A 12,869-nucleotide genomic window follows, 5' to 3' on the forward strand; every position below is an offset into this window, starting at 1 on the left:
CACACCCGGAACAATAACGTTAACGGAGCATAATTGCGAATGAATAAACCATTGCTGACCGGCGCGCTGGCGCTGGCGGTATCCGGCTGCGCCAGTCAGCAGCCGGATATGCCTTTTACCCTGACGCTGGCGCATATTAACGATACCCATTCACACTTTGATGCCAGTGATGCTCCGCTTATGCTGGATGGCCATCAGCTTTACACCCGTCTGGGCGGGCATCCGCGGCTGCTGTCCCAGGCCAATGTACTGCGTGAGCAGGCCCGGCAGAACAAGCAGCCGTTATTGTTTGTACACGGCGGAGATGCTTGGCAGGGCACTGGTTATTTTAAACTGAACCAAGGCGCCATGAATGCAGATATTCTCAGCCGGCTGGGGCTTGATGCCATGGTACTTGGTAACCATGAATTTGATCTTGGCCAACAGCACCTGGCGACGTTTATTCAGAGTGTGAATTTTCCGCTGGTCGCTGCCAACCTGGATACCCGCCGCGAACCGGCCCTGAAAGGGGCGGAGAACCTTTATCCTTATGTGTTGTATGCCTTTGATGGTCACAATAAGGAACGCCTGGAGAGCATGGAAGACGCCGGCGGTGATGCGGTGGTTGCGGTAATCGGCCTGGTGCTGGAGGACATGCCCGAGATGGTTGCCGAGACCGGCAGACTCAGGTTTGAGCAGGAAGTGGCCGCAGCCCAGCGCACCGTAGATACACTGCGTGCACAGGGCGTTCAACATATAGTGGCAGTTACCCATCTGGGGCTGGAGCGGGATCAGCGTCTGGCGGCAGGTGTGAACGGGATTGATGTCATTGTGGGCGGACATTCGCACAGCCTGCTGGGAGACTTTTCTGATCTGGGGATGGGCAAGCAGCCGGCTTATGCACAGCTGTTTAGCAATCCTGACGGCCGGGCCAAAACCTGTGTGGTGCAGGCTGGTCAATATGCCCAGGCCATAGGTAAGGTCACGGTCACCTTTACGCCTGACGGTCGGGTGAGCCGTTGTGAAGGAGGTAATACCCTGCTGACCGACGGCGTTTTTTATCGTGATATTCGCCGTGGTGAACAACACAGGGTCAGTGAGGCACAGCAGCAGGGGCTGAATGAGCTGATTGCCAGCGACGAACGTATTACGGTGATCAAGGAAGATGAGGCGCTGCGCCGGCATATTGACGAACAGTATCGCCCCGTGCTGAATGCCGCATACGGCAAGGTGATTGGTCATGTGCCCGCCGCCCTCGGCCATCGTCGTCTGCCCGGGCGTGATGGCGCTCAGTCGGACGTCGCCCCCCTGGTGGCAGCCAGCCAGCTTTATTGGGTTAACACGCCCGCGGTGCAGGCGGTGACCGGCCGCAAGGCAGACATTGCCCTGGTGAATGCGGGTTCGGTGCGTGCTGCTGTTGAGCCGGGGGAGCTGAAGGAAGGCCATGTCTCTCTTGAGCTGCTGCCGTTTGCCAATCCTCTGAGTATGGTATCGCTGACCGGTCGTCAGATTGCCGCTTTGCTGCTCGAAACCATCAACGCCTCGTTACCGGAGGGGGCGCATACTGGCCGTTTCCCGTACGCCGCCGGGCTTCGTTTTGAATTTGATGAAACTCGTAAAGGGGCCGGTTTTCTGCGCTCGCTGGAAGTACGCAAGGCTGATGGCTGGGAAAAGGTGGATGCCAATGCCAGCTATACTGTGGTGATGAACGGTTACAGCGCGTCAGGCAACGATGGCTGGAATACTCTGTTTAAGACCCAGCAGGTGCTGACTGACCGGATTGATCTGGCCTGGGTGGATGGCAAGTTAACGGCGTTCCCGGTAGCGCGTCTGGATAAAACCGGTGGTGGTGCTATTCAGGTGCATTATATTAATCAACCGCTGAATTGCCGGACTCGGGGAGTGAAATGCAACACTGATGCCAGCGCCTTTGTGGAATATGTCCGGGACCAGCGTCCGCTACTGAGTCCACTGAATGACACCGGCGTGACCCTTAACCGGCTGCAATAATCGCCATGTTGATCTAACGCTCATCTGCCGCAAAGTCAGCTTTTGTTGTGTCAGGCTATTTCTTTGGTGAAAAGTGGACCTGGGGACAGGAATGGACTAACGGTTACTCAGGATGGTACCGCTGGTATCGTCCAGTGCAGGGTGAGACAAGAGTTGTCACATAGTTGGGGCCATTACAGTTCATTTTAAATATTTATTATCAACTTGTTTTTGGTCCTTCTTTAATTTTTGCAACACTCAAACGGGTGCCGGCAGTTTTGCTGCTCTATACTCTTTTGAGTCTGCTTTTGTGAAAGGATTCCGTTATGCGCGCTAAGTTGGCTTATTTTTTGGGCGGCATTATGCCTTGGCTGATGCTGGCAGGTGTTGCTGTGTTTCCGGCCAGTGCAGCAGAGCCTCTGCTTTCTCCGCAACATCCTGTTGTGCTGACCGTCACCGGAGAAATCCATCGTACCAACAGTGATGAGAAGGCGCTGTTCGATCTCAGTATGCTGGATAAGCTGCCTCAGCAGTCTTTTAGCACGGATACCCCCTGGACCGAGCGAAAGCATCTGTTCAGCGGCGTATTGCTCAGTGAATTGCTGAAATATGTGGGAGCAGAAGGAAAAACGGTCCGGGTTGTCGCGCTGAACGACTATCATGTTGATATCGATATTGAGGTTGCCAGTCAGCATCCCTTGCTGCTGGCCACCCGTATGGATGGAGAAACCATGAAAATTCGGGATAAAGGACCAATCTGGCTGATGCTGCCACTGTCCGATAATAAAAGTTACGACACCAAACGTTATCATGAGTTACTGGCGTGGCAACTTAAAACACTGGATATTCGGTGACGGTGAACACCATTAAAATGGTGGTGCTCACCATTGCCGCTTTGTTGTTCAGTGCCAGCTCGCTGTACAGCTATAACCGTGACCTGGATGTGGTGCGCTATGTATCGGCCACCATTAAAACGGTGGGCTGGTCCAGCTCGGAGCTGGAAAGCGAAGTGCTCAAGTTTGATCACGCACTGACTGCGTTGCTGGCAGGAACTCAGGATGCACACTATGTGCAGCTGCGTTTTGAATTGCTGTGGAGCCGCCTGGAGATCCTGCTCTCCGGGGATGAAAGTCGACCGGTGCGTGAACAGCCCGGAGTCTCGCTAATGTTACAGCAGTTTCTTGAGCAACTGGCACGCTGGGAAGACCGTATCTATCAGCTTGATTCGGACAGCAGGGCAGAGGTGCTGGCACTACAGCAAGAGTTGAGCCCCTACCTGCAACGTGTGCGTGAGATCAATGTAGAAAATTTTGCCGGCAACAGTGTCTGGCAGCAGCTCGACATTATTGGTGATATTCGTCTGCGCTCCACCATTTATCTGGGAGGGCTCTTGCTCAGCGGCATGCTGATGCTTTGGCTGGTGATCCGGGAAAACCGGCATAATCGCTATATGGCGTACCATGATATGCTCACCGGCCTGCCCAATCGCATGAATTTCTACCAGATGATGGCGCGTTCGCTGACCCAGGCTGAGCGCCGTGGCACCATGCTGGCCATACATATGGTGGACCTTAACGGCTTCAAGGCAATTAACGACAGCCTGGGGCATGATGTGGGTGACAGGGTGCTCAAAGTTGTGGCTTCCCGGTTGCGAGTTGCCCTCAATGGTCAGGGCCATGTGGCCCGCCTGGGAGGGGACGAGTTTGTGGTCATTCAACCTTACCTCAGGCGCGAAGATGCCCGGCGCTCTCCAGAGCGTATATTGCAGGCGCTGTCGGGAGAAATCAGGCTGCCTGATGGCTGCCTGTCTCCCCGGGCCTGCATTGGCACCAGTCTGTATCCTGAGCATGGCACCACCATGGCCGAACTGTTAAGCCATGCTGATACTGCCATGTATTATGCCAAGCATAACCCCAGGCTATCGGTGCAGTTATTTGAATCAGGCATGGATGAACGACGGCTGCGCAGTCAGAAGCTGGCTGTGGCCTTACAGCTAGCCATTGAAAACGATGAATTAGATCTGGCATATCAGCCGATTTTCTGTCTTAAAGATGGCAGTATTGAATCTTTTGAGGCCTTACTGCGCTGGAATTCTCAGGAACATGGACAGATCAGTCCGCTGGAAATTATTGCCGTGGCCGAACACCATGGACTGGCGCATTTACTCAATCAGTGGGTATTATCGTCCGCGTGTCAGCAACTACGTGGCTGGCACCGGCAAGGGTATGAATTCCTCAAAATAAACATCAATATCAGCCCGGAAATCTTTATGAGCGGAGAGCTGGCTAGTACAGTAAAAGCGATTTTACAGCGTGTTGGGCTGCCGCCTTCTTCATTGGTACTGGAGATCACGGAAGACACCAGTTTGTGGGATACCGCAAGCTCGGTGGATAATCTGCATGCTTTGCGCCAGCTGGGAGTGGAAATTGCGCTGGATGACTTTGGTACCGGTTATTCATCATTCAGCCATCTGCGCCAGTTACCGGTTAATAAACTGAAAATTGACAAATCTTTTGTCTCGGATCTGACGACGGATCAACGTGCGGCCGATCTGGTGGATGCCATTATTCGTCTGGCAGACAGCCTCGACATGGCGGTAACGGCTGAAGGGATCGAATTGCCTGAACAAAGAGACCGGCTGCAGCAACTGGGCTGTGCTCATGGTCAGGGATACTTGCTGGCCAGGCCTATTCTTTCCTGTCAGGTTGCAGACTGGCTAACCAAAAACTGGCAGGTACGGCACTCCGCGCCCACCGGTTAGACTATTCTTCCGAGACTGGTCAGGTTAATGTACCTGATGTAAGCCAAAAGGCGCGTCTCTTCCCATCGTTTACTTTCTTTCGGGTAACACCCTCCGGCATAAACACTTCCTTCCCGTAAGCCGTTTCCTGCAGGGATGCTTCCAGCATCTTCTGGCACTCAGCCGTCAGGCCATTTTTCCTTCTTTCTGGCTACAGGCATGCTGTAGTCCGGCTAAGTTAGGGGCGGTGAGTAGTATAAAGTCAGTGACTCTGCATATTTGTTAACGATTATTACTATTTAATTTTCGGTTTACCGTTAACAATTTTGGTGTTTAACCTATTGAAATGCTGATTTTTCCTGTCATTTGAGTATGCATTATCCTTTTTTCAGCCTTTGCTGAGTGTTTTTTATCCATAAACTCTTGGCGTGACCTATGTCACACTTTTGTTTTGTGATCATTTAATTGCTAATGTTGTTAACGATTTTGGTGTTACTTTGTGTATCTTGGTTTTCATGATTAATTACAAATTAATTCATGGTTTGTAACATCCTTTATTAAGCAGTTAACAGGGAGTGTCCAATGGCTGTACATGAAATGAACAACCCGGAGCTGATGCCGTCCACCGAGAAGGACAGGGATATCAATATCTGGGATTTCACCATGCTCTGGGCGGGCATGACTATCAATATGGGGGCCTTTACCATGGGGGCCCAGTTGTATCCGGGCCTGTCCCCCTGGACCATTATCGGCGCTATCCTGGTGGCGTATGCCATCGTTACCACCATTCTGATCATGGCCGGTGATATCGGTATTCGTTATGGCATTCCCTTTACCGTCTACATCCGGGGCTGCTTCGGCTACAAGGGTGCCAAGATACCGGCCGCCTTCCGTGCCATTCCAGCTTGCTTCTGGTTCGGTTTCCAGACCTGGGTGGCGGCTGTTGCCATCGGCAAGGTGCTGGAAATGTGGGTCGGCTACTCCAATACCACCATTCTTATCCTGATCTTCGGGGTGCTGCAGGTGGTTAATGCCATTTACGGTATGAAAGCCATGGCCAAGTTTGACTGGGTGGCCATTCCGGCGCTGACCATTCTGATCGGCCTGGTGACCTTCTGGCTGCTGCAAACCAACAACGCCACTATCAGCGATGTGCTGGCGGCCCCTTCTCTGGACAACGGCTCTTTCTGGTTTGCGGTGATGGCCATTGCCGGTATCTGGATCACCATGGGCCTGAACAGTCCGGATCTGACCCGCAAGCTGGAAACCTCCCGGGATCACAGCAGTAAGAACTTCTTCGTGCGTAACCGCAAACCGTTTATTGCCCAGTTGAGCGGCCTGATCATCATTGGCTCCGGCATTTTGATGGTGGGCATGATTGGCGGTATTCTCACCGGTACCTGGGATCCGATTGAAATTGTGCTGAACTCCATGAGTTCACCCATCGTGCTGATCCTGAGCATGCTGACCATCGCCTTTGCCCAGTGGTCTACCAACACTGTGGCCAACCTGATGCCGTCGGCGCTGATCCTGATGAACGTGTTCCCGCGCATGACCTTCGCCCAAGGGGTGTCCATCTCCGGCATTATTGGTCTGCTGATGATGCCCTGGCTGTTTGCCGACAATCTGCTGTGGTTCAGCGTGATCACCTCCGGTCTGCTGGGGCCGGTTGCAGGCATCATGCTGGCCGATTTCTATCTTTTGCGCCGTGGTCGCATCCGGGTGGAAGACTTCTATGATCCCAAGGGGCCCTTTGTATACCAGAACAACTATAACCTGCGCGCCTTCCTGGTATACGGCGTGTCCTTTGTATGCAGCCTGGTATTCATGGACATGGCGTTCTTTGTGGGCCTGGTAATCAGTGTGGTGGGCTACACCCTGCTGATGAAACCCATTGCAACACCTGCCGCAGAACCAACGTCAGCCACAGAGTCCTGATTATTTCACCGTTGTTAATCGTGTGCTTTTGACCCCGCTGTGCGGGGTCTTTTTTATGATGGGATAGCATGATCCTTTTTGGTCCATGCTGTTAAAGGTGGCTTGCTTCAGTCTCTGTTGGCTTCCTGCAGACGTTGCCGGCAAAAGTTGTTAATCAGTTGAGTAAGAGTGGGGTAAAAGGGGCTGACCACGGGAGTTTGCAGACAGCGCTGACTGAAGGCTGGCAGCCAGCTGCATAGTTCTTCCTGCAGAAACTGACTGATACCCGTCAAGGGCTCACTTTGAGCTGTAAGAGGCTGTTCGCTCAGCTGGCGATAAGCGCCGGCCAGATAATCCAGCATGACAGCCAGATGATCAGCAGGCTCGTTAACATCGGCGGGCAGGATGACACCGGCATTACGCAGGCGCTCAGCCATGCGTTGCGCTGGTTCTTTCATAAAACTGCCTCGTTCACCCAAGTAGCATGATGCATAGGGGGCGGCGCTGTGGCGGGCATCACTCAGAAATAGCGTGGCGAAGTCCGCCGCGAGCTCTAGCCGGGGGTGCTCAAGCAGGGTGAATCCGGCAATGGCAGACTGCAATGCTTCTGCCTCTTGGCCAAGGCCATCTTCACTCAACCAGCCAAGCAGAGGTGCGGCGTCGCCGGCCCGGTAAGCTGTAAGGGCGGGTTCGTCCAGCTCTTTGATGAGCAGGTTGGCAAACCATTGGCACAACACGGCCTGTCGCTGCCAGTACTCGTGTGAGAAAATGGGCAGGGCAGTGTCTGTCTTCATCGATTGTGTCATTAAATCTCCACTAATTCTGGTCCGCCAAAGGAAGAGACTGCCGGCACTACGCCGGTAAATTTTTCTATCTCTACCAGGCAGGTATTGGCACTGGGAGCCTGGGCCAGTTTTGAGGTGCCCACATCCATTGTCAGGGTATTGGGATCACCATACGTATCCAGTGCTCCGATGCTGGCATCAACAGGGCCATACCAGGCTCCTTCATGAATACGCACTACACCACTGGGATAGAGCTCCGAGATACGTGCACCAGCCAGCAATTGTCCCCTGTCGTTAAATACACGCACCAGGTCGCCGTCGGCAATGCCGCGGGCAGCAGCGTCCGCCGGGCTGATATAAATGGGCTCCCGTCCCTGCACTGCGTAGGTGGCGCGATATTCGTCCGACTCACACATCTGAGAGTGCAGACGCTGATCAGGATGCACTGACTGCAGCCATAGTGGGTGTTTGTCTGATCCCGGACCGCCGTGAGAACGCTCTGCCTTCTCCATCCACATGGGGTGAGATTTGCAGTCGTCATAGCCGTAGCTGCCAATTTTCCGGCTGCTTATTTCGATAAATCCAGAGGGGGTGCCCACGGCGTTCACCTCAGGATCTTCTCTGAAATCAGCATGGCGTACCCAGTTTTTACCCTCGCCAAAGTCGACGTAGCCGGTTTTCCAGAATTCATCGAATTCCGGCATCGGGTAGTTGTCTTTGTTGGCCTCTCGGCATTCGTTATAGAGTTGCTCGAGCCACTGGCGCTCGTCTTTCCCTTGAGTGTATTCCTCATGACGACCATAGCGGCGGCACAGGTCGGTGAAAATGTCGAAGTCGCTGCGAGAGTGGAACAGCGGATCTACCAGTTTGTGCATCGCCAGCAGGCCGCGTTTTACGTAAGAGCCGTAAATGTCGATATCGTTACGTTCAAACTGGGTGCAGGCGGGCAGGACCAGATCCGAGAAGCGGCAGGTTGCATTCCAGGAGTAATCGATGGTCACCACGGTCTCGAGTTTACGGAATGCCTGCTTCATGCGGTTGTGATCCTGGTGGTGGTGCCAGGGATTACAGCCGCTGAACACACACATTTTTATGTCGGGGTAGGTGACTTCACCGCCGTTATACTGGATCTTGCCGCCGGGCTCCAACAGGCAGTCAATCCAGCGGGCCACCGGAATGATACGGCTGGCACCGTTAAAGTCGTTGTTGTCGTGCACCGGTGTTTTACCCGGATCCAGGTTACGGGGAAAGCCCCCGGGAGCGCTGGCACTGGTGCCCGGCACACCGATGGAGCTGTAGTGATGGGCATAGCTGATACCGCCGCCGGGCAGACCAATCTGGCCCAGCATGGCGGCCAAGGCAGCGCCAGCCCAGTAAGGCTGTTCACCGTGTTGCTGACGTTGAATGGCCCAGCCAAACATCAATTGTGTACGGCCCGAGGCCAGCAGGCGGGCAAAGTCACGAATGGCACCTGCTTCTATGCCGCAGATGGAAGCGGCCCATTCCGGTGTCTTCTCGACCATGTCTTCGGTTTTACCCAGCAAGTAGTCCCGGAAAGGTTCAAAGCCCAGGGTATAGGTTCCGAGGAATTGTTCGTCGTGCAGCTTTTCGGTGTAGAGGGTATGGGCCAGTCCCAGGATAAAAGCCACGTCGGTCTGCGGATGAATATACCGGTGCTCGCAGTTCAGATATTGCTGGGTCTTGGAACGCACCGGATCCACACAGATAACCCTGATGTTACCGCTGGCGACCTTTTCTTTCAGCTGTGCCAGGTAGCCGTAAGACTGATGGGTTTCGCAGTTCCAGCCTACCTGCAGGTTCTTGAAGGGGTCATTGGCCCACAGAATAAGTGTTTTGGTGTTCTCCAGAATGAGTGGCCACGAGGTGCCCTGATCGTACACTTCAGTAGACCCCAGTACATAGGGCATGATCACCTGACCGGCACCGGTAGAATAGTCGCCAACCTTGTTGACAAAATTACCGTGCAGGTTAATTCCCCGTTGCATATGACTGCCGCAACTGTGGAACTGGCCGGTCTGGCGCCAGCCGGTAGCGCCGGCGTACAGTGCCCAGGGGCCATACTGAGTCTGAATGCGCTCCAGCTCTTCATAAAACAAATCCAGAGCCTCGTCCCAGGTGATCCGGACAAAGCGGTTGTCGCCACGCTGGCTGGTATCACTCTTGTGGCGGTTCTTCAGCCAGTCAAGGCGCACCATGGGGTAACGAATGCGTGAGGGGTTGTAAATCAGTCCTCTGATACCATTTAACATATCGGTGGGATGCTGATCCAACTCAAAGGGTTTGACCTCAGTTACTACGCCGCCCTTTATCAGTGCCTTGAACGCACCCCAGTGAGAGCCGGCCATTTTCCAGCTGCCTTCTGCGGTGACGGCGGCTCCAGCGGTGCGAATCAGTAGGCCGGGTCCGATCAAAGCCGCAGCTGAGCCTGCCGCCATTCCCTGAAGAAAACGTCTTCTTGAAATTGCCATTGCTGTTCTCCCCTTAATGCGCGCCATCGGCGTAATCGGACGAATGTTTCTGCAGATATTTCAGTACCAGAGCCTGGGTATCGGCATCCATATTGGTAAAGCCCACCATGCCCGCAAACATGCCAGGCCAGGTATTGGCATCAAAATGTGCCTCGGCGGGTTGGGCATGACAGACACTACAGGCCGTACGGTAGGTATCCCGGGCGTAGCTCCAGATGTCTTCCGCTTCCGGCAACAGTGCACCTTGTTCAGCCCACAGTGCGATCTCTACCGGTTCCCAGGGCAGGCCGGTCAGTTCATCCACTTTTGCTTCATCCTGCACCTTGACCAGAGCGTTATCCTGGGCGATCTCCTTTTCCAGTACCAGGCTGGTGATGTTCATGCCAAAGTCTTCATAAAGTACCCGGCCAAAGCCCCGGGTCTTGCGCCAGGCGGGGACCAGCAGTTTCACGCTGTTGCCGTTTTGCTCCAGCAACGTCACCGGGCTGGCCGCTTCCAGTTCGCCAGCTGGCTGGGTTCGTTCCTCGTCCAGATAAAGGGTGATGGCCTTGACGGTGTAATAACTTGAGCCTTCATCCGGGCTCAGGCTCTGAGCGCGCTGTTCCAGCTGATCCAGTGCCGGGTCCTTAAAGACCATTTGTTCGGGCAACTGGTGAGCAATGCCTTTGTGGCAGTCAATACAACTCTGATTGCGCTCGGCGGCGGGTTTCATAAAGCGTTTGGCCTTGTCGGACATTACCTCCCAGTTCATGCTGTTGTAATCATGACAGTTACGGCATTCCAGCGAGCCGTTAGCGGAAAACCGTGCCCATTCGTGCTGAGCCAGCTCCAGCCGTTTCTCCAGAAATTTTTCCCGGGTGTCGATAGTGCCGAACACTTTGCCCCAGACTTCTTTGCTTGCCTGCATCTTGCGGGCAATCTTGTCGGTCCAGTCGTGGGGCACATGACAGTCGGGGCAGGTGGCTCGTACGCCTGAGCGGTTGGACCAGTGCACGGTCCCTTGTAGTTCCTGATAGACGTTATTTTGCATTTCGTGGCAGCTGATACAAAACTGCTCGGTGTTGGTGGCTTCCAAAGCGGTATTGAAGCCACCCCAGAAAATGATACCGGCCACAAAGCTCACCAGGGTCACAGCGCCCAGGCTAAGATGAACGGCAGGCCGCCTGAGCGTATTCCAGAGTTTGCAAATAAGGTTTTTCATGGTTCTGCTCGCTTTACTCTAATCGTTATTAACAGGTGGCGGGTTAACCGTGACCGGGAGGACCGAAAATCAGCTGCAGCATCCATACCGCAAAGCCGTAACCGCCAACACAAACAATGCTGAGTACGGGAAAGAACACCAGCGTAATGAACAGCAGTGATAACCATTCCCGTCCTTTGGTGTGTGTACCGTCGGTGGGTGTGTTTTTCATGGTGGGTACCTTGATTGTTTTTACAGGGACTCATTGGCGAGCCGCAGTACTTTGGCAGAGGCCAACCTGAGTATAGGTGCTGTTTTTATATGTCATTTGATCCCAATCAAGGTGGTATGCCACATCAGCGTGCGTCTTTTGGAATAACAGCGAGTGCCACTATTTTTTAAATATATTGCACCAGACTGGTGCCTCTGCCCGGGATGCTGTGCCGATTTGGTGAAGAGGGTCTGACTGAAACTGGTCTTGGTTGGTCGAAACTTCACCTGAAACTTTTAATTTATTGTTTTAAATGACTTTTTATTTTTGGCCCGATTAATGCAGTTAGCTCTGTTACTTATAACGGCGCGAGCCAGCTTATGTATCAGTGCTATGAAGCCTTGCCTTTTCCTGCTGCCGGCTATGGTGTGGAACGCAACTGGCCGGCGAACCTCAAACTGGAGCTGTTCTGTGGCCCTCGCCATACGCAAGTAAAGCATATGGCTTTCAGCGGTCCGCTGCGTATTCAGCGGCCGTTTTATCCTGAAGGAAAACCCTGCCATCTTTACCTGCTGCACCCGCCTGGTGGCCTGGTATCGGGAGATCGTCTGTACATAGCGGTTAAGGCAGAGCCCCATAGCCAGAGCCTGCTGACCACTCCCTCTGCAGGCAAGGTGTACCGTCAGGACAGCGCCGGTGTGGCCCAGGGCCAACGGGTGACGCTGCGGCTGGACCAACACGCCGAGCTGGAATGGCTGCCGCAGGAAACCATCATTTACCGGGGCGCCAACGCCGGGCTTGACCTGCATATCGAGCTGGCGCCGCAGGCCCGTTTTATTGGCTGGGAGCTGGTATGTCTGGGTCGCCCCGCCGGTGAACACTGGTTTGATGCCGGCAGCCTGAGTCAGCGACTGCAACTGTGGCGAGACGGCCGTTTGCTGTTGAACGAGCGCCTGCAACTGAACGCCGGCGACGAGGCGCACCTGGGGCGGGCGGGTCTTAACGGCCATTGTGTGTTTGGCACCCTGGTGGCGGCGGGGCCCGGGCTTGATGATGAGCTGATAACCAGGCTGCGGCAGGCGCTGCCCGATGGTTTTGCGGTTACCGAGCGGCTGGGGGTGCTGCTGGTTCGCTTTCTCGGCAACGACATGACGGTTTGCCGCGCCGGCATGTGGCAGGCCTGGGAATTGATCCGACCAGTGGTGCTGAGGCGTCCGGCCTGCTTTCCCCGAATCTGGTTTACCTGAATTTTTGTAAGTGGAGTATTCAAGATGGAGCTCAGTCCAAGAGAAAAAGACAAGCTGCTGCTGTTTACCGCCGCCCTGCTGGCCGAGCGCCGGCTGGCCCGGGGCCTGCGGCTCAACTACCCCGAGACGGTGGCCTACCTGTCGGCGGCGGTGATGGAAGGGGCTCGGGACGGGCGCACCGTGGCCGAGCTGATGGGAGAAGGCCGTACCTGGCTGACTCGGGAGCAGGTGATGGACGGGGTGCCCGCATTGGTGCGGGAGGTGCAGGTTGAAGCCACCTTTCCCGACGGCACCAAGCTGGTGACCCTGCATGATCCCATTCAGTAAGGAGC

At 54.5% G+C, this 12,869-nt stretch carries 10 protein-coding genes; 6 read left to right on the forward strand and 4 right to left on the reverse strand.

The genetic code is table 11. The features are described from left to right. Positions 1-39 precede the first annotated feature (39 nt). From B6S09_RS16195 to B6S09_RS16210, 4 genes are all read left to right on the forward strand, one after another. Positions 40-1,989: a bifunctional metallophosphatase/5'-nucleotidase gene (locus B6S09_RS16195; protein ID WP_094279536.1), complete on the forward strand. Its 1,950-nt coding sequence runs from the start codon at positions 40-42 to the stop codon at positions 1,987-1,989. Positions 1,990-2,294: 305 nt separating this feature from the next. Then, entirely contained in the window at positions 2,295-2,822 is a 528-nt protein-coding gene (locus B6S09_RS16200) for a putative pterin-binding protein (protein WP_094279537.1), read from the forward strand. A 2-nt stretch (positions 2,823-2,824) separates the two neighbouring features. Next, positions 2,825-4,729 (forward strand): putative bifunctional diguanylate cyclase/phosphodiesterase, encoded by a 1,905-nt coding sequence (locus tag B6S09_RS16205; protein WP_243832892.1) that lies wholly within the window; start codon positions 2,825-2,827, stop codon positions 4,727-4,729. A gap of 561 nt (positions 4,730-5,290) precedes the next feature. Next, positions 5,291-6,646 carry a cytosine permease gene (locus B6S09_RS16210; protein WP_094279538.1) on the forward strand — a complete coding sequence of 452 codons (1,356 nt, stop codon included), beginning with the start codon at positions 5,291-5,293 and terminating at the stop codon, positions 6,644-6,646. A 107-nt stretch (positions 6,647-6,753) separates the two neighbouring features. Here the strand turns inward: B6S09_RS16210 and torD are convergent, their stop codons facing one another. Genes torD through B6S09_RS16230 form a run of 4 tightly spaced genes read right to left on the reverse strand, consistent with a single transcriptional unit; the run spans position 6,754 to position 11,311 of the window. After that, positions 6,754-7,419 (reverse strand): molecular chaperone TorD, encoded by a 666-nt coding sequence (gene torD / locus B6S09_RS16215; RefSeq protein WP_243832891.1) that lies wholly within the window; start codon positions 7,417-7,419, stop codon positions 6,754-6,756. An 11-nt stretch (positions 7,420-7,430) separates the two neighbouring features. After that, entirely contained in the window at positions 7,431-9,899 is a 2,469-nt protein-coding gene (torA, locus tag B6S09_RS16220; RefSeq protein WP_094279540.1) for a trimethylamine-N-oxide reductase TorA, read from the reverse strand. 13 nt (positions 9,900-9,912) lie between these two features. Beyond that, complete coding sequence (torC, locus tag B6S09_RS16225; protein WP_094279541.1) at positions 9,913-11,100, reverse strand: pentaheme c-type cytochrome TorC; 1,188 nt, start codon at positions 11,098-11,100, stop codon at positions 9,913-9,915. Positions 11,101-11,143: 43 nt separating this feature from the next. Then, positions 11,144-11,311 (reverse strand): periplasmic nitrate reductase, NapE protein, encoded by a 168-nt coding sequence (locus B6S09_RS16230; protein ID WP_094279542.1) that lies wholly within the window; start codon positions 11,309-11,311, stop codon positions 11,144-11,146. 359 nt (positions 11,312-11,670) lie between these two features. Here B6S09_RS16230 and B6S09_RS16235 point away from each other — a divergent pair, with 359 nt between their 5' ends. Together B6S09_RS16235 and B6S09_RS16240 are read left to right on the forward strand one after the other, a co-directional pair. Further along, positions 11,671-12,537: an urease accessory protein UreD gene (locus tag B6S09_RS16235; RefSeq protein WP_094279543.1), complete on the forward strand. Its 867-nt coding sequence runs from the start codon at positions 11,671-11,673 to the stop codon at positions 12,535-12,537. A gap of 24 nt (positions 12,538-12,561) precedes the next feature. Beyond that, the gene (locus B6S09_RS16240) at positions 12,562-12,864 is read left to right on the forward strand and encodes an urease subunit gamma (RefSeq protein WP_014292256.1); all 303 of its coding nucleotides are present in this window, start codon (positions 12,562-12,564) and stop codon (positions 12,862-12,864) included. Positions 12,865-12,869 lie beyond the last annotated feature (5 nt).

Source organism: Oceanimonas baumannii, assembly GCF_002245495.1.
Taxonomy (GTDB): Bacteria; Pseudomonadota; Gammaproteobacteria; order Enterobacterales; family Aeromonadaceae; genus Oceanimonas; species Oceanimonas baumannii.

Coding starts and splice junctions, on each gene's coding strand:
- B6S09_RS16195 (WP_094279536.1), top strand. CDS start 40: ATGAATAAACCATTGCTGACCGGCGCGCTGGCGCTGGCGGTATCCGGC.
- B6S09_RS16200 (WP_094279537.1), top strand. CDS start 2,295: ATGCGCGCTAAGTTGGCTTATTTTTTGGGCGGCATTATGCCTTGGCTG.
- B6S09_RS16210 (WP_094279538.1), top strand. CDS start 5,291: ATGGCTGTACATGAAATGAACAACCCGGAGCTGATGCCGTCCACCGAG.
- torD (WP_243832891.1), bottom strand. CDS start 7,419: ATGAAGACAGACACTGCCCTGCCCATTTTCTCACACGAGTACTGGCAG.
- torA (WP_094279540.1), bottom strand. CDS start 9,899: ATGGCAATTTCAAGAAGACGTTTTCTTCAGGGAATGGCGGCAGGCTCA.
- torC (WP_094279541.1), bottom strand. CDS start 11,100: ATGAAAAACCTTATTTGCAAACTCTGGAATACGCTCAGGCGGCCTGCC.
- B6S09_RS16230 (WP_094279542.1), bottom strand. CDS start 11,311: ATGAAAAACACACCCACCGACGGTACACACACCAAAGGACGGGAATGG.
- B6S09_RS16235 (WP_094279543.1), top strand. CDS start 11,671: ATGTATCAGTGCTATGAAGCCTTGCCTTTTCCTGCTGCCGGCTATGGT.
- B6S09_RS16240 (WP_014292256.1), top strand. CDS start 12,562: ATGGAGCTCAGTCCAAGAGAAAAAGACAAGCTGCTGCTGTTTACCGCC.